Annotated in this window: 22 protein-coding genes and 1 pseudogene; 13 read left to right on the top strand and 10 right to left on the bottom strand. The window is 72.1% G+C overall.

Annotation, left to right across the window (positions count from 1 at the left end):
* Positions 1–513: 513 nt before the first annotated feature.
* From ACZ4QV_RS31830 to ACZ4QV_RS31815, 4 genes are all read left to right on the top strand, one after another.
* Positions 514–1,185 (top strand): hypothetical protein, encoded by a 672-nt coding sequence (locus ACZ4QV_RS31830; protein ID WP_467763742.1) that lies wholly within the window; start codon positions 514–516, stop codon positions 1,183–1,185.
* Between the two features lie 136 nt (positions 1,186–1,321).
* Positions 1,322–2,626: an aspartate aminotransferase family protein gene (locus tag ACZ4QV_RS31825; RefSeq protein ID WP_467763741.1), complete on the top strand. Its 1,305-nt coding sequence runs from the start codon at positions 1,322–1,324 to the stop codon at positions 2,624–2,626.
* A gap of 67 nt (positions 2,627–2,693) precedes the next feature.
* Positions 2,694–6,026, top strand: a complete 3,333-nt coding sequence (locus ACZ4QV_RS31820) for a non-ribosomal peptide synthetase (RefSeq protein ID WP_467763740.1) — start codon at positions 2,694–2,696, stop codon at positions 6,024–6,026.
* The gene (locus ACZ4QV_RS31815) at positions 6,023–6,823 is read left to right on the top strand and encodes a thioesterase II family protein (RefSeq protein WP_467763739.1); all 801 of its coding nucleotides are present in this window, start codon (positions 6,023–6,025) and stop codon (positions 6,821–6,823) included. The genes ACZ4QV_RS31820 and ACZ4QV_RS31815 overlap by 4 nt, the downstream gene beginning before the upstream one ends.
* Before the next feature lie 4 nt (positions 6,824–6,827).
* Here ACZ4QV_RS31815 and ACZ4QV_RS31810 read toward each other — a convergent pair whose 3' ends face one another.
* Complete coding sequence (locus ACZ4QV_RS31810; RefSeq protein ID WP_361154823.1) at positions 6,828–7,244, bottom strand: nuclear transport factor 2 family protein; 417 nt, start codon at positions 7,242–7,244, stop codon at positions 6,828–6,830.
* A gap of 312 nt (positions 7,245–7,556) precedes the next feature.
* Between ACZ4QV_RS31810 and ACZ4QV_RS31805 the strand changes: the two genes are divergently transcribed.
* Positions 7,557–9,080: a chitinase gene (locus ACZ4QV_RS31805; protein WP_467763738.1), complete on the top strand. Its 1,524-nt coding sequence runs from the start codon at positions 7,557–7,559 to the stop codon at positions 9,078–9,080.
* 517 nt (positions 9,081–9,597) lie between these two features.
* A pseudogene (locus ACZ4QV_RS31800) lies at positions 9,598–10,157 on the top strand (transposase); the annotation flags it as partial.
* On the opposite strand, the gene ACZ4QV_RS31795 reads toward ACZ4QV_RS31800, so the two are convergent.
* On the bottom strand, positions 10,154–10,780 hold the full coding sequence (locus ACZ4QV_RS31795; protein WP_361154820.1) for a TetR/AcrR family transcriptional regulator: 627 nt from the start codon (positions 10,778–10,780) through the stop codon (positions 10,154–10,156). The pseudogene ACZ4QV_RS31800 and the gene ACZ4QV_RS31795 sit on opposite strands and share 4 nt — an antisense overlap.
* 50 nt (positions 10,781–10,830) lie before the next feature.
* Between ACZ4QV_RS31795 and ACZ4QV_RS31790 the strand changes: the two genes are divergently transcribed.
* On the top strand, positions 10,831–11,817 hold the full coding sequence (locus tag ACZ4QV_RS31790; protein WP_361634974.1) for an NADP-dependent oxidoreductase: 987 nt from the start codon (positions 10,831–10,833) through the stop codon (positions 11,815–11,817).
* Between the two features lie 56 nt (positions 11,818–11,873).
* Here ACZ4QV_RS31790 and ACZ4QV_RS31785 read toward each other — a convergent pair whose 3' ends face one another.
* The 5 genes from ACZ4QV_RS31785 to ACZ4QV_RS31765 form a co-directional block, all read right to left on the bottom strand.
* Positions 11,874–12,260: a BBE domain-containing protein gene (locus ACZ4QV_RS31785; protein ID WP_467763737.1), complete on the bottom strand. Its 387-nt coding sequence runs from the start codon at positions 12,258–12,260 to the stop codon at positions 11,874–11,876.
* Positions 12,245–12,541, bottom strand: coding sequence for a hypothetical protein (locus ACZ4QV_RS31780; RefSeq protein WP_361587134.1), 297 nt, complete (start codon positions 12,539–12,541; stop codon positions 12,245–12,247). The genes ACZ4QV_RS31785 and ACZ4QV_RS31780 overlap by 16 nt, the downstream gene beginning before the upstream one ends.
* Before the next feature lie 68 nt (positions 12,542–12,609).
* Positions 12,610–13,113: a hypothetical protein gene (locus ACZ4QV_RS31775; RefSeq protein ID WP_467763736.1), complete on the bottom strand. Its 504-nt coding sequence runs from the start codon at positions 13,111–13,113 to the stop codon at positions 12,610–12,612.
* A 59-nt stretch (positions 13,114–13,172) separates the two neighbouring features.
* Positions 13,173–13,595, bottom strand: coding sequence for a hypothetical protein (locus tag ACZ4QV_RS31770; RefSeq protein WP_361154815.1), 423 nt, complete (start codon positions 13,593–13,595; stop codon positions 13,173–13,175).
* A 101-nt stretch (positions 13,596–13,696) separates the two neighbouring features.
* Positions 13,697–14,560, bottom strand: coding sequence for an ATP-binding protein (locus tag ACZ4QV_RS31765; RefSeq protein ID WP_467763735.1), 864 nt, complete (start codon positions 14,558–14,560; stop codon positions 13,697–13,699).
* 705 nt (positions 14,561–15,265) lie between these two features.
* Between ACZ4QV_RS31765 and ACZ4QV_RS31760 the strand changes: the two genes are divergently transcribed.
* Entirely contained in the window at positions 15,266–16,057 is a 792-nt protein-coding gene (locus tag ACZ4QV_RS31760; protein WP_467763734.1) for an MBL fold metallo-hydrolase, read from the top strand.
* A 33-nt stretch (positions 16,058–16,090) separates the two neighbouring features.
* Entirely contained in the window at positions 16,091–16,690 is a 600-nt protein-coding gene (locus ACZ4QV_RS31755) for a TetR/AcrR family transcriptional regulator (RefSeq protein WP_361879803.1), read from the top strand.
* A gap of 84 nt (positions 16,691–16,774) precedes the next feature.
* On the opposite strand, the gene ACZ4QV_RS31750 is transcribed toward ACZ4QV_RS31755, so the two are convergent.
* Positions 16,775–17,116: a hypothetical protein gene (locus tag ACZ4QV_RS31750; RefSeq protein ID WP_361154962.1), complete on the bottom strand. Its 342-nt coding sequence runs from the start codon at positions 17,114–17,116 to the stop codon at positions 16,775–16,777.
* Positions 17,117–17,292: 176 nt separating this feature from the next.
* Positions 17,293–17,949, bottom strand: a complete 657-nt coding sequence (locus tag ACZ4QV_RS31745) for a TetR family transcriptional regulator (RefSeq protein WP_467763733.1) — start codon at positions 17,947–17,949, stop codon at positions 17,293–17,295.
* On the opposite strand from ACZ4QV_RS31745, the gene ACZ4QV_RS31740 reads away from it, so the two are divergent.
* From ACZ4QV_RS31740 to ACZ4QV_RS31730, 3 genes are read left to right on the top strand one after another with little or no spacing between them, the layout of a single operon-like run.
* Positions 17,935–18,093, top strand: coding sequence for a hypothetical protein (locus ACZ4QV_RS31740; RefSeq protein WP_467763732.1), 159 nt, complete (start codon positions 17,935–17,937; stop codon positions 18,091–18,093). The genes ACZ4QV_RS31745 and ACZ4QV_RS31740 overlap by 15 nt on opposite strands.
* A gap of 60 nt (positions 18,094–18,153) precedes the next feature.
* Entirely contained in the window at positions 18,154–18,669 is a 516-nt protein-coding gene (locus ACZ4QV_RS31735; RefSeq protein WP_467763731.1) for an MFS transporter, read from the top strand.
* Positions 18,666–19,088, top strand: coding sequence for a hypothetical protein (locus tag ACZ4QV_RS31730; RefSeq protein WP_467763730.1), 423 nt, complete (start codon positions 18,666–18,668; stop codon positions 19,086–19,088). Before ACZ4QV_RS31735 ends, ACZ4QV_RS31730 begins: the two co-directional genes overlap by 4 nt.
* Here the strand turns inward: ACZ4QV_RS31730 and ACZ4QV_RS31725 are convergent.
* Positions 19,010–19,594 (bottom strand): helix-turn-helix domain-containing protein, encoded by a 585-nt coding sequence (locus ACZ4QV_RS31725; RefSeq protein ID WP_361154807.1) that lies wholly within the window; start codon positions 19,592–19,594, stop codon positions 19,010–19,012. The genes ACZ4QV_RS31730 and ACZ4QV_RS31725 overlap by 79 nt on opposite strands.
* A gap of 159 nt (positions 19,595–19,753) precedes the next feature.
* Between ACZ4QV_RS31725 and ACZ4QV_RS31720 the strand changes: the two genes are divergently transcribed.
* The gene (locus tag ACZ4QV_RS31720) at positions 19,754–20,590 is read left to right on the top strand and encodes an EamA family transporter (RefSeq protein WP_467763729.1); all 837 of its coding nucleotides are present in this window, start codon (positions 19,754–19,756) and stop codon (positions 20,588–20,590) included.
* Positions 20,591–20,681 lie beyond the last annotated feature (91 nt).

Raw genomic sequence — 20,681 nt, 5'->3', positions numbered from 1 at the left:
TCCGTGCAGCGGTCGGCATACGGGCGAAGAACTGAGCCCGCCGGGTGCTGAGGGGAAAGGGTTCTCCCTGAGGGGGCGGCAGGGATTGGCCAGGTTTCATGTGTGTGAAAAACACATCGCATGGAACACCCTCCGCCCTGCCTGGACAACTGCCGGAACGGCTGAAGATGATGGCGGAACAGAGCCGGAGTCTCCTCTTCCCACTCCTCCGGATCGCTCGCACCGTCCGCGGTCTTCGGGCAGCGGCGACAGGGGCGCCAAGAATCCGCGTGCCGTACCCCGGCGTGGCGAACAACGCCGCGGCACACGGCCGACCGTGCCTTACTTCCTGCCGACGCCGTCGCCCGGCGCGCCGGCAACAGTGCCCGCGCCGGGTGAATCGGGAGACGTCTGCTCACCGACGTGGCGCACGCCCGGCGGACATCCTCCGCGGCGCTGCCGCGACCTGTGCCGTTCGTCGCCCGCGGGCGGAGACCGAAGCACAGGCGCACCCCTCTCAGAAAGGAGACCCTCATGTCCGTCCGCATCGACGCGGCGGTCCCGGTCCCGGACCAGCACGGTCAGTTCTGGCTGCTGTACGGCAACAAGTACGTGCGGATCCACCTCGCCGGCGGCGAGCCGCACGAGGACTCGGTGGTGCGTGGGCCGGGCACGTTCGAGGACTGGCCGAGTCTGGCGGGCTTCGACCGTATCGACGCGGTGGTGCCGGTACCGGACCAGCACAGTCAGTTCTGGTTCCTGTCCGGTGACCGCTACGTCCGCATCCGCATCGCCGACGGTGAGCCGCACGAGGACACCGTGGTCCGCGGTCCCGGGTCGCTGGACGAGTGGCCGAGCCTGGCGGGCTTCGACCGTATCGACGCGGTGGTGCCGGTCCCCGACCAGTACGGCCAGTTCTGGTTCCTCTCCGGCAACCGCTACGTCCGCGTCCGACTGGCCGACGGCGAGCCGCACGAGGACTCGGTGGTGCGTGGGCCGGGCACGTTCGAGGACTGGCCGAGTCTGGCGGGCTTCGACCGTATCGACGCGGTGGTGCCGGTACCCGACCAGCACAGTCAGTTCTGGATGCTCTCGGGCGACCGCTACGTCCGCATCCGCATCACCGGCGGTGAGCCGCACGAGGACACCGTCGTCCGCGGTCCCGGGTCGCTGGACGAGTGGCCGAGCCTGGCCAAGCTCCAGTAGCCGCAGGGCGTTTCGGCGCCGCCAGGCCCGCCGAGGGCAGGGGACGGCCGCTCCAGCCGGGGTGCCACGCCCCCTGCCCGCGACCAGTGCCGCGGCGCGCGGACCACGTCGCGGAACTGAGCCAGCGGAGGAGACCGTGACACACGACGGCGCCCGGGACGGGAGCCTGCTCAGCCGCCACAAGAAGATCATGCCCCCGTGGCTGCCGCTCTTCTACGAAGAGCCCCTGGAGATCGTGCGCGGGGACGGCTGCATCGTCACCGACTCCCGTGACAAGACGTACATGGAGTTCTACTCCGGCATCGCGACCAACACCGTGGGCTATGGCGTCCCCGGCATCGAGGAGGCGGTGCGGGAGAGGCTGCGCACCGGCGTCGTGCACACCTCGACCTTCTACCTGATCCGCGAACAGGTGGAACTGGCGGAGCGCATCGCCGACGCGTCCGGCATCCCCGACCCCGTGGTGTTCTTCACCTCCTCGGGAACCGAGGCCGTGGAGACCGCGCTGCTGCTGACGACCCAGTACCGCGGCAGCCACCAGGTCATCGCGCTGCGCTACGGCTACCACGGCCGGTCCTTCGGCTCCCTCGCCGTGACCGGTGACCGGTCCTGGCAGGGCCGGGGCCTGTCCCCGCTGCGGGTCGCGTACGCGCACGGGGGCGAGCGCCGCCACGGCGCCCTGGCGGGCCTCGGGGACGAGGACTACGTCCGGGCGTGCGCCAGGGACCTGGAGGAGACCATCGCGACCTGCACCCCCGAACGCACGGCGGCCATGATCGCCGAACCGGTGCAGGGCATCGCGGGCGCCGTCCCGTCGGCCCCCGGCCAACTGGCCGCCTACCAGGAGGTGCTGCGGCGGTACGACATCCCGCTGATCATCGACGAGGTCCAGACCGGATGGGGACGCACGGGCCGGTACTGGGGCCACCAGTGGCACGATGTCGCCCCCGATGTGCTGGTCTTCGCCAAGGGCGTCGGCAACGGCTTCGCCATGGGAGGGCTGGTGGGCCGCCGCGCCATCATGTCCGCTCTCACCGTCCCCTCCATATCCTCCTTCGGCGGCAACCCGCTGTCGCTGACCGCCGCCCTGGCCACGCTCGACCACATCGACACCTACGACCTGCCCGCACGCGCCGGACAGGTGGGCGCTCTGCTGCTGGACGGCCTGCGCAAGTCCCTGGCGGACGAACCATGGGTGTGCGAGGTACGCGGCCAGGGCCTGCTGCTGGCCGTGGAGTACACCCGCCCCGGCACGCTCGAACCGGCCCCGGAGATGGCCGCGAAGGTTCAAGAAGAGTGCCGCGTGCTGGCGCTGCTGGTCGGTGTGGGCGGCAGCTTCGGCAACTGCCTGCGCATCTCGCCGCCGCTGACCATCTCGGACGAGCAGGCGGTACAGGCCACGCAGATCATCACGGCCGCGACCCGGGAAGCCCGCGGCTGACCCCGGCACGGCCCCGGTACACCCACCCCGCTACGCGAGCGAGCAGCACGGAGGGAGAAGGCCACCGATGGCAACCGGCAACAGGAGCAGCGCGCCGCGGGGAAGGGAGGAGCACGGTCCGGGGACGGTCCGGAAGGTCCCGCTGACCCCCGTCCAGTCCGCCTACCGCCTCGGCCGCGAGGACACCGCACCGCTGGGCGGTGTGGCCTGCCACATGTACTTCGAGTTCGACGGTACGGCGGTGGACCCGGCACGGCTGCGGGACGCCGTCACCCGCCTCCAGGACCGGCACCCGCCGTTGCGTACCGCCTTCCCCGGCGACGACGAGACCGCCACCCTGCTCGGCGTCCCCACCGCCCGTCTCCTGGTCCGGGACCTCACCGCCTCGGACGCCGAGGAGCAGGCACGGGCAGTGGCCGCCGTGCGTGAACAGATGTCGGGCCAGCGGCTGGACGTGGCCCGGGGACAGGTGCTCGACGTGCGGCTGACATTGCTGTCCGGCACGGACAGCCGCCTGCACGTCGACGTGGACCTGCTGGTCGCCGACCCGCCCAGTATCGGCACCCTGCTGACCGACCTCGCGCGCCTCTACCGCGGAGCCGCCCCGCCGGCGCCGCGCTACGACGTCTCCGCCCGGCAGCGCCATGAGGCCCACGCCCCGCCGGACGTGGACCTGGGCGCCTGGCGGCAGCGGCTGGACGGGCGCAGCCTGGCTCCCCCCGCACTGCCCCTGACCGCCGACCCGGAGACGGTGTCCGGCGCGCGCTTCAGCCGGCGGGTGCTGACCGTCCCGGCCCCGAGATGGCGGCGGATGAGCGCCAGAGCGCGCGCCGAGGGCCTCGAACCCGACTCCGTACTCCTGGCTGCCTTCGTACACACCCTGGGCCGCTTCAGTACCAACGACGACTTCATCATCACGCTGCCGGAGTTCCCGTCCCCGGCGTCCCGCTCCGGTACCGCGCCCGTGGTCGGCGACTTCACCCGCCTGCGTCCGGCCAGTATCGACATCTCCGGGGCAGCCACGCTCCGGGAACTGGTGCACACCGTCGACCAGGAACGGCGTACGGCCCGTCGGCCGCAGTTCGCCGCCGGGCCGGCCGGGCTCAGGGAACTGGCCCGCGCACGCGGTGAAGGGCTCCCGCCCACCGGAGCCGTCTACACCAACCTGCTGGACGTGGACCTGATTCCGGCGTGCTTCGAGCGCTGCTTCGGCCCGCCCGTCTGGATGATCACCCAGACCCCTCAGGTCTGGCTGGACTGTCTGGCCGTCAAACACTTCGGCGGAGTCTGCCTCGCTTGGGACCTGGCCGAGGAACTCTTCCCCGACGAACTCCCGGCGGCCATGACCGAGCTGGGCGGCGACCTGCTGACCGCCCTGTGCGACCAGGACTGGAACCAGCCGCCCCCGGCCCACCTGCCGGCCGCCCAGCAGCAGACCCGCAACCTGGCCAACGCCACCTACCGGGCGGAGAGCGGCCACCTGCTGCACCAGCGCTTCTTCGAACTCGCCGCCGCCGACCCCGGACGCCCCGCGCTGCTCTGCGCCGAGGGCACCGTCACCCGTGGCGCCCTCGCCGACGACGCGCTGCGCATGGCCGCCCTGCTGCGGCACCGCGGCCTCGACCCCGGTGAGCCGGTCGCCGTCTCCCTGAAGAGCGTGCCCGACCAGATCCGCGCGGCGCTCGCCGTCCTCGCCGCGGGAGGCTGCTACGTGCCCGTCGGCACCGATCAGCCCGAGCAGCGCCGTACCGACATCCTCCGTATCGCCGGTGTGCGCAAGGAGATCACCGACGCGCCGGGCTCGCCGCCGTCCGGCCCGCGGCAGTCCGTCGGCCCACAGCAGTCCGTCGATCCGCAGCGGTCCGTCGATCCGCAGCGGTCCGTCGACCCGCGGCAGCCCGTCGGGCCGCGACTTCCCGTCGATCCGCGGCCCTCCGCCGGCCAGTCGCCCCCTGTCGATCAGTTGACCTGGCAGGAGGCTCATGCGACGGCACCGTTGCGCCGCCCCGTGACCACCGGCGTCTCCGCTCTCGCCTACATCGTCTTCACCTCCGGCTCCACCGGCTGCCCCAAGGGCGTCGAGATCACCCACCGTTCGGCGGTCAACACCGTCGACGACATCAACCACCGCTGGTCCGTCGGCCCCCACGACCGCGGCATCGCCATCTCCGCACTCGACTTCGACCTCTCCGTCTACGAGATCTTCGGGCCGCTGACGGCCGGCGGAGCCGTCGTCGTACCCGCCCCCGGGGAGGCCCGCGACCCACAGGCGTGGCTGCGCCTGGTCCGCGGCCACCGCGTCACGGTCTGGGACTCGGTGCCGGTCCTGCTGGACGCGCTGATCACCGCCGCGGAGGACGGCCCGCCGCCGGACACGCTGCGGCTGGTGCTCACCGGCGGGGACTGGATCGGCACCGACCTGCCCGCGCGGCTGCGCGCCCTGGTGCCCGGCTGCCGCTTCGTCGCCTGCGGGGGCGCCACCGAAGGCAGCGTCTACTCCAACTACTTCGAGACGGACGGTGCCGAGGACGGCTGGCCCTCCCTGCCGTACGGGCGCCCGCTGGGCAACCAGCGCTACCGTGTCGTGGACGGCCAGGGGCGCGACTGCCCGGACTGGGTGACCGGTGAACTGTGGATCGGCGGTGTGGGAGTCGCCCGCGGCTACCGGGCCGACCCCGAACAGACCGCCCGGCGCTTCGTCCACCACGCCGGGGCCCGCTGGTACCGCACCGGGGACCTGGGGCGCTACCGGCCGGGAGCCGTCCTGGAGTTCCTGGGCCGCACCGACCACCAAGTGAAGATCAACGGCTATCGCGTCGAACTCGGCGAGATCGAGGCCGCCCTCGCCTCCCACCACCAGGTCGCCCGCGCCGTCGCCGTCGTCACCGGACAGGGCCCGGCCCGCCGGCTGATCGCCTACCTCCTGCCCCTCGCCGACACCCTCGACCAGGCGTCCGTACGGGAGCACGCCCGCACCCGGCTGCCCTCCTACGCCCGGCCCGAGCACTACCTGCTGCTGGACGAACTCCCGCTCGGCGGCAACGGCAAGGTGGACCGAGGACGCCTCGCCGCTTGGGGCGCCCCGGAACCTGCCCCCGTACCCGACGAGCCCCCGAGCGGCGCGGGTGAACAGGCCGTCGCGGAGGAGTGGTCGGCCGTCCTCGGCCGTGAGGTGTCCTCCCGGCACCAGCGCTTCGTCGACCTGGGCGGCGACAGCCTGCGCGCCATGCGGCTCGCCTCCGCCCTCCGCGCCCGCTTCGGCCGGCGCGTTCCTTTGCGTACGCTCCTGGAAGCCTCCACCGTGGCCGCGATGGCGGAGCGGATACGCGGACCGTCGCAGCCGGGGCGGCCGGGGCGGCCGGGGCGGTCGGCATCGGACGACGGGACGGCGGGCGGATGACCGGCACGCACCCCGACGGCACCCGCGCGCCGGGCCCGGCGGGGCAGTGGCTCAGGAACCTCACCACGCCGCCCCGCGGAGCGGGTGAGCCCTCCGTCCGGCTCCTGTGCTTCCCCCACGCCGCGGGCGGCGCCAGCGCCTTCCGTCCTTGGCGGGGCCTTCTGCCACCCGAGTGCGACCTGTGGGCGGTCCAGTACCCCGGCCACGAGGACCGGGTCGGCGAACCGCCAGCCACCGACCTCACCCGTACGGCACGGCAGGCCGCCATCGCGGCGCAGTGGCTGGCGGACCGCCCGTACCTCGTGTTCGGCCACAGCATGGGAGCCCTGCTCGCCTACGAGACCTGCCGTCGGCTCGACCACCTCGGTGTCACGGCGCCGGACCGCCTCTTCGTCTCCGGCAGCCCGCCGCCTCACCGGGTCGCCGCGGCTCCGGCGGACACCGACAGCGTGCCGCCCCGGATGCACGGGTACGAGCACCGGACCGGGACGGGGACCGGGGCCGGTCCGGACAGTGAGCAGCACGACGAGCAGTACGACGACCTGGCGGCCAAGACCCTGGCAGCCGACCTGCGCATGCTCGCCGGCTACCGTCCCGGCCCCGCCTGGCGGGTCCCCTGGCCCGTCACCGTGATCCGCGCCGCCCAGGACCCGGACCTCGACGCGGCGGCCGCCGCGGCATGGCAGGACTACGCGGTGGACGACGTCACCCTGGCCACGGTGTCCGGCGATCACTTCGTCTGTTTCACCCGGCCCCACGACACCGTGCGCCTGATCACCGGGGCGGTACGCCGCTGACGGGTCATCCGGGAGACAGCCGCTCCAGGATGTCGTTGACCGCCGCGGAGTCGATGTACGCGTTCACCTCGACGATGGTCTCGCCCTCGAAGCGGCACACCCAGACGTAGAACGGGTCGTAGGGGACTCCGTCCTTCGCCGTGGCGACCCCGTCCATCTCGACCACGGTCACCGCCCCGCCGCCGTACAGCCCCCGGATACGGAAGCACAGTCCACCGTCGAACAGCGGCCGCACCTTGCCGATCGTGGCGGGGACGAATTCCTCCCGTCCCCGGTAGGACCCGGCCAGCGGGTGTTTGCCGAACAGCCTCCACCGCACGTCGTCGGCGAGCCGGCCGAAGAACTCGTCGACCGTGTCCACGTTCTCCAGCAGCGCGAACAACTCACGCCGAGCCGTACCGGGTTCGTCCGCACCGGTCATGATCACTCCTCGCCGTGCACGGAGGCGACGGGCGTTCGCTCCGCCGCCCGACGGATTCGCGGAATGCCGGTCCGGGCCCCGGCCGCCCGCCTTCGGCGGGAGCGCACCGGACCAGCCCCACTATGGGGCCTCCGGGTGCGGAAGAACAGACGTTCCCGGGGGCGCGCCGATGCCCCCTCGCCCCAATTGGTCCAGTCCTCGTTTGGTCCAGACCATTGACATGTTCCTGCTCTTGGGGGGACTTTCTTCCCCGTCCCTGTACCGCACGCACGGGACGAGCTGGACACCCCTCATCGGCTGGACGGAACAGACATGAGACGCAAGCACCCCTTACGCGTGGCCCTCGTCGCCGCGGTCACCGCCGCCACCGCGCTCGGCTTCGCCGGAACCGGCACCGGCACCGCGGCGGCGGCCACCCCCCTCCCGGCCCAGGTCTTCGCCCCCTACTTCGAATCCTGGACCGGCCAGAGCCCCGCCGCGATGTCCGCCGAGTCGGGTGCCAAGCACCTGACGATGGCGTTCATCCAGACGGCCGCCAAGGGTTCCTGCACGCCCCTGTGGAACGGCAGCACCAGCATGCCGATCTCCCCGGCCACCTTCGGCGACGACATCAAGACCCTGCGGGCCAGGGGCGGTGACGCCATCCCCTCCTTCGGCGGGTACACCGCCGACACCACCGGCACCGAGATCGCCGACAGTTGCACCGACGTCCAGCAGATCACCGCCGCCTACCAGAAGGCCGTCACGGCCTACGACGTCAGCCGGCTCGACATGGACATCGAAGTCGACGCGCTCGACAACGCGGCGGGCATCGACCGGCGCAACAAGGCGATCAGACTCCTACAGGACTGGGCGGCGGCCAACGGCCGGAAGCTGGAGATCTCCTACACCCTGCCGACGACCACCCGCGGCCCGGCGGCCAACGCCGTCGCCCTGCTGAAGAACGCGGTGCAGAACGGCGCCCGGGTCGACGTGGTCAACCTGATGACGTTCGACTACTACGACAACGCCGCCCACGACATGGCACGCGACACCGAGACCGCCGCCCAGGGCCTGCGCGACCAGCTCGCGCGCCTCTACCCGGACAAGAGCGACGCCCAGCTCTGGGGCATGATCGGCGTCACCGAGATGCCCGGCGCCGACGACTTCGGCCCGGCCGAGACCTTCACCCTGGCCAACGCCCGGCAGGTCTACGACTGGGCCAAGGCCAAGAAGATCAACACGCTGTCCTTCTGGGCCCTGCAACGCGACAACGGAAGCTGCCCCGGCGGCCCGGCCGCGGACAACTGCTCCGGCATCGAGCAGCAGACCTGGGACTTCACCCGGATCTTCGCGCCCTTCACCAGCGGCTCCGGCACCCCGCAGAACGACTTCGCGGTGACCGCGGCACCCGTCTCCGGATCGGTGGCCGCCGGTGGCACGGCCACCACCACGGTGCGCACCGCGGTGACCGCGGGCGCGGCCCAGAAGGTGGACCTGAAGGTCGGCGGCGCCCCCGCGGGCGTCACCGCCTCGCTCAGCCCCGATTCCGTCACGGCGGGCGGCTCCTCCACCCTGACCCTCGCCACGACCGCCGCCACGCCGTCCGGCACCCACCGCATCACCGTCACCGGAACCGGCCCTTCCGGCAGCCGCACGGCGACATACGCCCTGACCGTCACCGGCGGCAGCGGCGGCCAGTGCACGGCCGCACCCTGGGCCCCCGGAACGGTCTACACCACCGACCAGCAGGTCGCGCACCGCGGGCACACCTGGAAGGCCAAGTGGTGGACGAAGGGCGAAGAGCCCGGCACCACCGGCGAGTGGGGCGTCTGGCAGAACCTCGGCTCTTGCTGACCGGTTCGCTGCTGACCGTCTTGCCGCTGCCCGGCTTCGCGCGAATCTCCGTCCCTGGCCGCCTGGCCGTCTGGCCGCCTGGCCGCCCGGCCGCCCGGCTCCCCGGCATCCGGGGACGGAGCGGACGCAGGCCGGTCTCGTGGCCACAAGCCCCCGCTCACTCGAACACTCGGCGGCGGTCAGGACGATCGGGCAAGCCGGAGCAACGGGCATGACAGGCAGGCCGCTCGGAGAAGCGGAACACGACGGGCGCAGCCCTCCGGACCTCCGACAGCGTCCGGTTGTCGGCGTCCACGTGTGCGCGGACGCCGACAGGCAGTGGCAGGTTCGGCGAGGTGTGGCCGAAGTCGACCTGGGCGAGGACCGTCACGCTGCCCCAGAACATCGAGCACCACGTCGCGTAGAGTTGCGCGCCCGCCGCCGCCGTCGTGGGGCGTGACCTCGGTCGGGATGCCGACCACCATGCCCGCGATCCGGTCCAGCACACCGGACAGCCGCAAGGTATGCAGGTCGTTACAGATCCGTGAGACCGGCCGCTGCGACCGCGCTGGATGCGGCCCGGGCCCAGCAGACCGCGCTGCCTGGTGAGGACGTTGCCGCGCAGGTCGTCGCCGACCTGGCCACACAGATCCTGGCCCTGGACGACCGGGCTGAAGCGGCTCGACAGGCAGATCCGCGAGACGTTCCGCAGCCATCCGCAGGCGGAAACTATCGAGTCCCCGCCCGGCATGGGGCCGATACTCGGCGCTGAGTTCCTCGTCGCGGCCGGGGACCTGTCGGCCTACGTGGACGCCGGCCATCTGGCCTCGGCGGCGGGGCTGGTGCCCGTCCCGCGTGACTCCGGCCGCCGCGCCGGCAACCTCCACCGGCCCAAGCGCTACAGCCACCGCCTGCGACGGGTGCTCTACATGTCCGCACGGACCGGCATCATCCGCGACGGACCGAACCGGGACTTCTACTCAAAAGCGCAGCGACGACTGCAAGCACGTCCAGGCCGTCATCGCCCTGGCCCGACGACGAGCGAGTGTGCTCCGGGCGCTGCTGCGTGACGGACGGACGTTCACCTCCGCCCTCTAAGTCACCACCGCCAACGGCAGCCGGACCGGCGGGGGCAGCGGCGGGATGGCCGGCTCGGCCCGCAGGCCCTGGATCAGCAGTGCGGCGAAGCGTCGTGCGGCGGCCACCGCGGTGGCCGGCGAGGTGGTCCGGATGCCGCCGTTGGCCATGAGCACCATGATCAGGTCGTCCAGGACGAAGTCCGGACGCAGCTTGCCGCCCGCCTTGGCGCGGCGGGCGAGTTCGGCGACCTTGTCCAGTGCCCGCTCCCGGTCCGCGGCGAAGTCGATCGCGCGGGGGAAGGCCGAGACGAACGCCGCGGTGAAGCCCCGGTCCCGTGCCTGCATTGCACACACCGCCTCGATCACCAGGCAGAAGCCGCGCCACGGGTCCGGATCTGCCAGTGCCTCGTCGACGATGGCCGTGCAGGCCGTCATCTGCTCGCGGAAGGCCTCGGTGACCAGCGCCTCCTTGGTCGGAAAGTGCCGGTAGAGGGTCGCGGGCCCGACCTCGGCACGCCGCGCGATCTCGCGCATCGCCACGTCCAGCCCCTGCTCTGCGAATGTCGTGCGGGCCACGGCCAGGATGCGCTCCCGGTTGTCCCGGGCGTCGGAGCGCAGGGAGTGAGGCAAAAGGTTTGTCACCGCTCTCACTTTAGCCAAACGGACGGGGTGTTCCGCTAGCGTCCGACGCCATGAGAGCACTGACATTCTCCGAGTACGGTCCCGCAAGCGTCCTGGAAGTCGCCGACGTACCGGAACCGCACGCGGGACCGGGCCACATCCGGGTGGGCGTGCGGGCATCGGGCCTCACTCCCGCCGACTGCCACCTCCGGTCGGGCCGGTTCCGCGCCATGGCACCGCTGCGCCTGCCCCACGTGCTCGGCATGGATGCCGCGGGTGTGGTCGACGAGGTCGGCCCAGGGGTGACCGGTATCCGGCCGGGCGACGAGGTCTTCGGCATCGTCGAGGTCGCACAGCTCGGCGGTGCGAACGCCGAGTACGCTGTCCTGGCGGCCTGGGCGCCGAAGCCGGACGCGCTGAGCTGGGAGCAGGCCGGCGGCGCGGCCGGGAACGTCGAGACCGCCACGCGGGCCCTCGACCGGCTGGAGATCGGCACCGGCACGACCTTGCTGATCGAGGGCGCGGCCGGCGGGGTCGGCACGGTCGCCGTCCAACTCGCGGCAGCCCGCGGCGCGACCGTCATCGGTACAGCCAGCGCGCACAACCACACGTTCGTCGCGGGGTTGGGGGCGACACCGACCGCCTACGGCCCCGGGCTGGCCGAGCGGGTCACCGCCCTCGCACCGGACGGAGTCGACGTCGTCCTGGACTGCGCCGGATCCGGCTCGCTGCCCGATCTGGTGGACCTCACCGGAAGCCCGGACCGGGTGGTGACCATCGCCGACATGAACGCCGCGAAGTACGGAGTCCACCAGACACGCTCGGCGGGCCCGGGAGCGGACCCGCAGGCGGTCGAAGGACTTGCCGTGGCCGCCGCTCTCGCCGGGCAGGGCCGCTTCACCGTACCGGTCGCGGCCACCTTCCCCATCGAGAACGCGGCCGCGGCACACCAGTTGAGCGAGACCGGCCACGCCCGGGGAAAGATCGTGTTCACTCTCCAGTGCCGCACCAGGGCAACGTTCGTCCAACAGGGCGGACATCGCCCGATGCGGCACTAGCTCTCCGCGACCGGAGGTTCGATGCTCATCCGGTGCCGGAACACGTTGCGCGGGTCTCAGCGTCCCTTGGCCTTGCGCAGACGCGGATAGTTGTCCTTGTAGTAGAGAGTCGGCCAGGGGATGCCGGAGCGGTTGAACTCCGGGTCGGTCATGTCGGCGTCCGCGTAGTTGATGTAGCAGCCGTCGGTGGCGGAGTCCGGTACGGACACGCCGCCGGTGTCCGCGAACAGATCCTGGAAGATCTCCCGGGTCCAGCCGATGTTCGACGCGTCGTCCGCCGGGTTCACCCACCAGTTCTCGATCCGCATCTTGATGACCGAGTCGCGCTGCGCGGAGGCGGTGGCGGCCGGGGGGGGCACCGCGTTGATCTGCCCGCCGAAGGGCATCAGCATCACGATCGCGCCGGGACTGTGCACATCGGGCCGGTTCAGGTGCCGGTACATCGTGGCGGCCTGGTCGCCGGAGTAGTTGGTGCGCAGGTCGCGGACTTGGTGGCGCCACGGACCGAGGGGATCGGCTGGTTGCCGATGACGGTGACCAGGTGCCGGTTGGCCTGGAGCCAGGTCAGTTCCTGGACGGCTTCGGTGACGGCCGGATCACCTTGGACGGCGGTGCCCTCGACCAGCGCGGTGAGGAAGGCGCGCAGCCGGTCGCGCGCACCGGGCCGCTCCGCGTCGATCTGGCTGACCAGTGCCACCGGGCCGCTGGCGCGGTGGTTGAGCACCAGGACACTGGAGACTTCCGCGCCCGGCGAGCCCGGCGCGCTGTTCTGTTCGCTCCAGGCACCGTAGTTCAGGAGCAGCCGGCGGAAGTCCGCCTCGGACAGCCGGTCCCAGGGGATGGCCGCCTGGCTGAGCAGGACGTTGGCGGGCTGTCACCGCTGGAGTCCAGCAGCCGCTCGCTCCACCGCGCCGCACGCTCGGCCCGGCCCGCGTACAGCAGCGTCTCCAGTGCCAGGACGGCGACCCGGAAGACCTCCCGTTCCCGGCCGGCCGGATACACCAGCAACTGGTCGGCGTCGGCCACCGCCGCGTCGTGGCCGCCCGGCTTCAGTACGTCGAGCAGGGCCCCGGCGGCCCGCAGCGGCCGGTCCATCCGGCCGAGCAGCGGCCCGCTGTCCCGCCGCCGGCCCACCGGCGTCTGTGGCACCGTCCGCAGCAGGGACGGGTAGACGGAGGCGGCCCACAGGTGCGTGAACTGCCGCTCGGCGGCCTCACTCGGGCAGACCGCGCCCGTGTCGAGGCGCAACCGGTCGAGCAGTTCTTCCGCGATCCCCGGAATGCCGTGCCAGATCATCTGCTTGACCAGTGACGGCAGTGCCTCCTCGGCGACACCGCCCTGCCGTACCTGGCCGATCAGGTCTTCAGATGCCGCTGCGACGGCTCGGGATCACGGCACCATTCGGCCTGCACCGTCTCGATCCGCGACGTCGTCCGCCGGACGGTGTCGACCGCCGACAGATGGGCGTGCCGCAGGCAGTTCACCGCATGGCCGATGTCGTCGTCGGCCATGGCCGCCTCGGCGGCGGACTCCAGCACCTGGCAGGCCCAGGGCGCGCCCACCTCACCGCAGCGCAGCAGATGCCGGGCGACCTCGGCCGGGCGGGCGCCGCGCCGGTGCAGCAGTTCCGCCACACGTAACCGCAGCGCGCGGTGCCGTTCGTAGGGCACCGAAGCCAGTACGGCGGAGCGGGCCCCCGGATGCCGGAAACGGAAATTCTCGATGACGCCGCTCGTGCGCAGGGCCGTGACGGCCTGCCCGACGGACTCCGGGGTCATCCGGGTGATCTCGCCGATCAACTGCGCCGTGGCCGGTGTGTCGACCAGGGCGAGCGCCCGCGCGACGTCCGCCGCGCCCGGACCGCAGCGGTCCAGGCAGGTCAGTACGGCGTCGTGGAAACGGGTGCCGGCGCACCCCTCCCCGGAGCCGGCCGTCTCCCCGGTGCCGGCCCTGCCCGCAGCACCGTCCCCGTCCCCGCACTCGTCCCCGGCTCCGGCTCTGTCCGCTTCCCCGCACCCGCCGCCGTCGTCGAGCAGGGCGTGCACCAGCAGCGGGTTCCCACCGGTGAAAGCTTCAGCCGAGGGGCCAGCCGCCGCGCCTCGACAGCGCCGACACGGTGGGTGGCCAGCGTCCGGATGCCGTCCACGGACAGTGGACCGACGCGCAGCCGGGTGCAGCGCCGGTGCGGCAGCAGCGCGGAACTGACCGAAGGAACACCAGGGACGGGCTGCTCCGGCTCGGAGACGACGATCATGACCGGCGCCCGCTCCAGCCTGCGCACGGCGTACAGCAGGCAGTCGAGCGACTCCCGGTCACCGTGCTGGACATCGTCGACGACCAGGACGACCGGCGCCGTCCGGGCGAGCCGCGCCACCGAACGGTGCACCTCGCGGGCGGCGTCGGCACCGGAAGTGCCGGCCGGCTGCGCGGGCATCGGGTGCTCCGCCGCGCCGTCCGTCGGACGCAACCCCGGCAGCAACTGGTTGACCAGCTCGAACGGCAGCCGGCTCTCGGCGGGTGAGCCCGCCGAGGTGAGTACCGAGGCGCCGGCTGCCGCGGCCTCCTCGGCGAACGCCCGGAGCAGCGCGGACCGGCCCGACGCCGTGGGCCCCGTCACCAGGACGGTATGGCCTCGTCTGCGGGACAGGGAGCCGAGGAGGTGGCGCAGAGTGGCGAGAACGGTCTCCCGCTCCACCAGTTCCGGGCCCGTGCCCTGCATCTGAACAGCGTGTCCGATCAGCACTTTTCCCTTCCTCCCCCGTCGTACGAGCAGGCGTCGCCGACACGGTTGCCGGGCCGCGAGGTGGCGCTGCCCCCGTGCGACCGTCCTTCCAGAAGCACCCGTCTCTCCCGGACAGCAGCCGGACCGTCCGTGCCGTGTACGGGCCGGCCCGGCACCAGCCGCGTGGTCCGGTCCACGAGCCCGGCCACCGGCGGCCGGTGTGCTCGTCGGCCGTCCTGGCGGCGCCTGCCGATGCGCCGCGGCAGAGCGCGTCTGCCGCCGCGTCCCCCCCCGTGAGCCGACGGGCGCCCTGCTGGGCGCCGCACTGTGGAATATGTGATTCAGGACCGGCCGGTTCAGTCCGGTCGGGTACGAGTGTGGAGGGGCGGTCCTTTTTGGACATTCGCCGGAAGTGGGAAACCTGTCTGCCGTTTCGGCCGTCCGGGCCGGCCGGAACCCCCCGGCCGACTGGCGCGGTGGCTGCGCGCAGGTGAGCAGCGGGGCCGCTGTGGCGGCCCCGAAGTCTGCCCGGGAGGACCGTAGTTCGGTCCCCCAACGGCGTCCTGCCGGCGCCGACACCCCCGCTCCCATGCCGAACACCCCACCCGGCCAACCTAGAACGCCCATTCTGCTACGGTGAGAATGCCCGTTCTAAGAATACTGGTTCTAGCGGCCCGTCCGGCATGTCGACGTCGGCTGCCTGACCATGAGAGCGAAGGAGACGCTGTGCGATTACGACGTCTGGGATGGGCCGGCGCCGAGCTCGAACACGCCGGTCGGACACTGGTCATCGACCTCGTCGAGGACACCTCGCCGCTGTACTCGGACGAGAAGTTCCCCGCGGCCTCCCGCCCGGGGGAGACGGTGGCGGCGCTGGTGACGCACCTGCACACCGACCACGCCGACCCGGTGGCGATCCGCAAGGCGCTCGCTCCCGGCGCTCCCGTGTACCGGCCCGAGCCGGTCACCGGACCGGACGACGACCTCAAGTGGACCTGCGGGGCGGAGGCGTCCTTCCGTGAACACGGCGTCGCGACCGAGGTCGTGCGGCCGTGGGAGGAGCGCGGCGCCGGCCCGTTCCGCATCGGCGCGGGGCCCTCCCTCGACGGGCTGGGGGAACCGCAGCTCTCCTGGGTCGTCGAATGCGACGGCCTGCGCGTCTTTCACGGCGGGGACACCGTCTTCCACGGCCACTGGTGGTCGATCGCGCGCCGGTTCGGCCCGGTGGACATCGCCTTCGTCCCCATCAACGGGGCGGTGGTCGAGCTCCCGCACCTCCAGCCGCCGAGCCCCTTCAACGCCGTCATGCTGCCGGAGGAGGCGGCGGTCGCGGCGCACATCCTGGGCGCCCGCATCGCGGTCCCCATGCACTACGGCACGCTCGACAAGCCGCCGATCTACATCGAGACTCCGCGGGCGGTCGAACGTTTCGAGGGGCGCGCGAGGAAACTCGGCATCACGCCCCTGGCCGTACCGTACGGCGAGTGGTTCGATCCGTCGGTCGCACCCGTACACTAGAACCAACGTTCTAGCGCATGAGGAGGCCCGGGGTTGACGGCGGCGGACGGCGATGAGGGGCGGACACGCGTACTGCAGGCCGCCGAAGAGCTCTTCTACGAGTACGGCATCCACGCGGTGCGGATGACCCAGGTCCGGGACCACGCCGGGGTGTCGCTCGCGCGGCTGTACAAGCTCTACCCCTCCAAGCACCACCTCGTGGCCGCCTACCTGCGGGCGCACGGGCAGCGACTGCGTGCGGACCTGGCCGGGTCCGTCGAGCGGTCCGCCCCGGCCCCGGCCGGCTCACGGGCCCGCCTCCTCGCGGCGTTCGACCACATGCAGCACACCATCACCGCACCGGGGTTCCGGGGCTGCGCCTTCGTCAACGCCTGGGCCGAAGCCGGCGGCCCCGGCCACGAGCGTCACCCGCTCGTGGCCGAAGCCGTCCAGGAACACAAGAGCCTGCTCCGCGACTACTTGACCGGACTCGCCGAGGACTACACCCACGTACGCGGCGTCGGCGAGCAGGTCCACATCCTGGTCGAGGGGGCCATGGCGACGTCCGCACTCCTCGGGGCGGACGCCGCCCGCCCGGCCCGCGACGGCGTCTGTGCCGTACTCGCCGCGGCCGACAGCGCACGCGAGGGGTGAGGCCCAGCGCTCCGCCCGCAACTCGCCTCTCCAGCCGTCAGGTTGGGGAGGCGGGAAGGCCGGCGGGACGCCCTCCGGTGGTGCTCAGCGTACGAGTACGACGGAGTTGATCGGCGTCATGTTGTACGGCGCCGACTCGCCCACGCCGCGCATCACGACGGAGCAGCCACCGGTCCCGTTGTACCCGTAGCAGAACTGGAACCCGGCGCCGCCCGTCTGGTTGTTGACGATCACCCGGTTGCCGGTGACGTTCGACAGGTTGTGGGCGCCGTAGCTGTAGAAGATGTTCTTGTTCAGGATGCTGCCGTTCGTCTCGCGGATGCAGACAGCTCCGGACGGGCAGGGTGTCGCCGCATTGGCGCTGGGCGCCACGGTGAGCCCGAGGGCCCCCGCGGCGAGAGTCAGGCTCGCGGCAGATACAGCCATCTTGCGCAATGTTCCCCCTTGGGTCGTGATGCCCCGGTGCGGGCCATCGCAGATGAAAGTAGCCCGTGCCGACGAGAGGCACCAGAGTGCCTGGACATGTTGCGGAGGCCGCTTTCGCGCTCTGGGGCCGGCGAGGCTCGCTTCCGACGAGGGGCCGCTGGGCCGGGAGGCGTGCGTCAGTGTGGACGCGCGGGCAGTACGAGGCTTTCCGGCACGGCCGCGCAGGCGTCCCGCAGGGCGTCGGCGAGCCCTTCGTGGCCGGTTTCCGAAGGGTCGGCGACCCAGCGTTCCAGGGCCCGGCGGAAGGCCGCCGCCAGCAGGTCGACGGCCAGCCGCGGCCGCAGGCCGTACGGATCCGGCTGCATGGTCATGTCGAACCCGCGCTGCATGACGGTGACGATCGCCGCGCCGGTCCGGTCGCAGAAGGCAAGGTGGTGCGCCTCCGTCGACGGTGTCCGCGCCGACAGCCGGCGACTGAGCCGCAGGCGCTCGGCCCAGCCGTCCGCGCCCATGCGGCCGAGCGTCGCGAGCAGCACGCCCTCCAGCAGTTCGAAGGCCGGGCCGCCCGTGGGCTCCGCGGTCTCCAGCTCTTCCATGAAAACGGCCCACAGGTCGTGGACGGGCGCCAGCGCCACGTCCTCCTTGCTGCTGAAGGTGCGGAAGAACGTGCGCTTCGAGACGTCGACGGCGTCGCACAGCGTATCCAGCGTGACGCTGTCGAAGCCGCGTTCCGTGAACAGTTCCAGCGCCGCGTCGACGAGCGCCTGACGTGTGCGCAGCTTCTTGCGTACACGCAACGGCAGTTGGACACCGGACGGGTGCTCGCCGATCACGGCAGCATCGGCCTGCTGTTGACGACCTTCGTCATCGGCACCGATGACTTCGTCATCGCCGGGACCCTTCCGGCGGTCTCCGTCGACCTGGAGGTGAGCGAGGGCACCGCGGGCCAGTTGGTGACGGTGTTCTCGATCACCTAGGCGATTGCCTGTCCGATCCTCGCGGTGGCCACCGGGCGGGTGCCACGCAAAATGCTGATCGTGGGCGGACTCGCGGTGTTCGCGGTGGTCAACTTCGCCACAGCGCTGGCACCTTCCTTCGGAACACTGATGGCCCTTCGGGTGCTGACGGCGCTGACGCTGCCCCGCATGCCGCGGACTCCGGTGGCCGGAGTGGCCGAGCGGCTGCTTCTGCTGCGGCGGCCCTCGTTGCTGCTGTGCGTACTGGGCACGATGCTCGCGGCCTGCGGCGGCCTGATGCCCTATATCTACATGGCTTCCGTCACCCACGACCTCACCGGCGTAGGCGGCCGGTACGTGGGCGTCTTCGTCGCGATCGTGGGTGTCTCGGGCGCGGTGGGCACCGTACTCGGCGGACGGTTGACCGACCGGTGGGGCGTGGACCGCACGCTGCTGGCCGCGTTCGGCGGGGTGGCGGCGGCCGCCTTGGCGCTGCTGGTGGTCGGCGGTATCGGGCAGGAAACGGCACCGGTGTGGCTGGTCTGCCTCGTGTTGGTGCTGTGGGGGTGCCAGGCTGGGCCAACAACCCCCCGATGAACGCCCGCGCCATGCAGATGGGCGGCGATGCCGCCACCGAGGCGGTGGCGCTGAACACCAGCGGACTCTACGTCGGCATCGCCCTGGCCGGTACCGCCGGCGGCGGCGCGGTCAACACCTCCGGCGGCGTCGGCGTCCTGGTGGTCGCCTGCGTCGCCGGCCTGATCACCATCGTGGTGATGGCCCTGTCCGTCCGCCGCTATCCCTCTTCCCGGCACGCGTCCGTGGCCGGCCCCACCCCCGAGAAGGCCGTCACGTCCCGACCTCACCGTGCCCCACTCGTTCCTGCCCGGCGTCGTCCTCGCCCGGCTTCGGCGCGCCACGGACGCCGGTCGAGCCGTCAGCCCGTCGCGGCGGGTCCCGGCGGCAGGTGGACCGTCATGATCAAGTGGCAGGTCGCGTCGCCCGTACCGCGGTAGGTGTGGGGCTTGTCGCCGTCGAAGGTGGCGGTCCGGCCGGCTTCCACGGTGTGCTCGGTGCCGTCGACGACCAGGACCATGCGGCCGGCGGTGACGTTGACGGTTTCCACGACTCCGGCCTGGTGCGGGTGGCTGGGATATTCCTCGCCCGGCTCCAGCCGCCAGCGCCAGATCTCGGTGGGGGCCGGGCCCGAGGTCGTCAGCATGAGCCGGGCTTCGCTGCCCCGCTCTCCGGTCCACAACGGCGCCACGGCATCGGCGTCCACGATGCGTACGCGGCCTTCGGGCGATCCCTGCATCAGGGCGGAGACGGAGACGCCCAGGGTGTCGGCCAGCCGGACCAGGGTCGAGAAATTGGGGTTGCCCTGGGCTCTCTCCAGCCCCACCAGCGCCCCCTTGCTGACCTGGGCGCGTCGGCTCAGCTCCTCCAGGGACAGGCCCGCACGGGAGCGGGCCGCCTTGACGTTCTGCGCGAGCGTCCGCAGGGCTGCGGCCGTCTCGGCCATCTGATCACCTTCCATGGCTGGTCGCCGGTCTCCGGTCTCCGGTCGCCGGTCGCTGGACAGCGGACCAATCGAATGCACCGTGCGGTCGTTCGGTTGACGCCGACCGGTCATTGTGTTGTACGGTCTGGTCGTTCCGTTGAATCGTAAGGGATTGTCGCTGTGATCGCTCTACTGCTGGCTCTCGGTAGCTCCCTCGCCTACGGATGTGCCGACTTCCTCGGCGGCCTCGGCGCCCGTAAGGCACACGTGCTGCGCACCGTGATGATCGCGGCGCCGGCCAGTCTCGCGGTCGAACTCCTGCTGTGGCCGGTGCTCGGCGCCTCGTTCGGCGCCGCGGCCCTGGGCTGGGGCGCGGCTTCCGGAATTGCCTCGGCCACCGCGTTCGCGCTGCTCTACAAGACCCTGGCGATCGGCCCGATGAACGTGCTCTCGCCCGTGACCGCGCTGATGTCCGCCGCCCTGCCCGTCGGCGTGGGCCTGCTCCAGGGCGAGCGCCTGGCCACCGCCGGACTGATCGGCCTGCCCCTCGCGCTGGTGGCGGTGGTGCTCGTCAGCGCCGGACACGGCACCGGGGCGGTGCGCCCCTCCCGTACGGCGTTGCTGCTGGCCTTCGGCGCGGGAGCCGCCATCGCCCTCCAGCTCGTCTTCCTGCACCAGGCGCCGTCCGACAGCGGGGTGGCCCCGCTGGTCATCGGCCGTACGGTCTCCTCGGCCGTCACCCTGACCGCCGCCGCGCTGATGCGCCGCAAGCTCGGCTCCGAGCGGCCCGCCTACGCGATGTCGGCCGCCGCGGGTGTGCTGGACTCCCTGGCCAACCTGATGTTCCTGCTCGCCGCACGGAGCGGCGACCTGACCGTCGTCGCCGTGCTCACCGCCCTCTACCCGGCCGGCACGGTCCTGCTGGCCCGCGGTGTCCTCGCCGAACGCATGCACCGCGGCCAACTGGTCGGCCTGGGCACCGCCGCAGTCGCCGTCAGCCTCCTCGCCCTGACCTGAGCGACCGGCCTTGCGCGGTGCGCGGCCCGCCCGTCGCCGATCGCCGCAGTCGCCCCCTCCCTCCCCGCACGCGCACAGGAACAGGAAACGG

The sequence above is a fragment of the Streptomyces sp. NPDC026394 genome, from assembly GCF_055567735.1.
The sequence above is the reverse complement of the archived record's forward strand: the minus strand, read 5'-3'. Positions and strand labels throughout refer to the sequence as shown.

Excerpts from the sequence above, each read along its gene's own strand:
- ACZ4QV_RS31830 (WP_467763742.1), top strand. The coding sequence starts at position 514 with ATGTCCGTCCGCATCGACGCGGCGGTCCCGGTCCCGGACCAGCACGGT.
- ACZ4QV_RS31820 (WP_467763740.1), top strand. The coding sequence starts at position 2,694 with ATGGCAACCGGCAACAGGAGCAGCGCGCCGCGGGGAAGGGAGGAGCAC.
- ACZ4QV_RS31815 (WP_467763739.1), top strand. The coding sequence starts at position 6,023 with ATGACCGGCACGCACCCCGACGGCACCCGCGCGCCGGGCCCGGCGGGG.
- ACZ4QV_RS31810 (WP_361154823.1), bottom strand. The coding sequence starts at position 7,244 with ATGACCGGTGCGGACGAACCCGGTACGGCTCGGCGTGAGTTGTTCGCG.
- ACZ4QV_RS31805 (WP_467763738.1), top strand. The coding sequence starts at position 7,557 with ATGAGACGCAAGCACCCCTTACGCGTGGCCCTCGTCGCCGCGGTCACC.
- ACZ4QV_RS31790 (WP_361634974.1), top strand. The coding sequence starts at position 10,831 with ATGAGAGCACTGACATTCTCCGAGTACGGTCCCGCAAGCGTCCTGGAA.
- ACZ4QV_RS31785 (WP_467763737.1), bottom strand. The coding sequence starts at position 12,260 with ATGTACCGGCACCTGAACCGGCCCGATGTGCACAGTCCCGGCGCGATC.
- ACZ4QV_RS31775 (WP_467763736.1), bottom strand. The coding sequence starts at position 13,113 with ATGATCTGGCACGGCATTCCGGGGATCGCGGAAGAACTGCTCGACCGG.
- ACZ4QV_RS31770 (WP_361154815.1), bottom strand. The coding sequence starts at position 13,595 with ATGACCCCGGAGTCCGTCGGGCAGGCCGTCACGGCCCTGCGCACGAGC.
- ACZ4QV_RS31750 (WP_361154962.1), bottom strand. The coding sequence starts at position 17,116 with ATGGCTGTATCTGCCGCGAGCCTGACTCTCGCCGCGGGGGCCCTCGGG.
- ACZ4QV_RS31730 (WP_467763730.1), top strand. The coding sequence starts at position 18,666 with ATGAACGCCCGCGCCATGCAGATGGGCGGCGATGCCGCCACCGAGGCG.
- ACZ4QV_RS31725 (WP_361154807.1), bottom strand. The coding sequence starts at position 19,594 with ATGGCCGAGACGGCCGCAGCCCTGCGGACGCTCGCGCAGAACGTCAAG.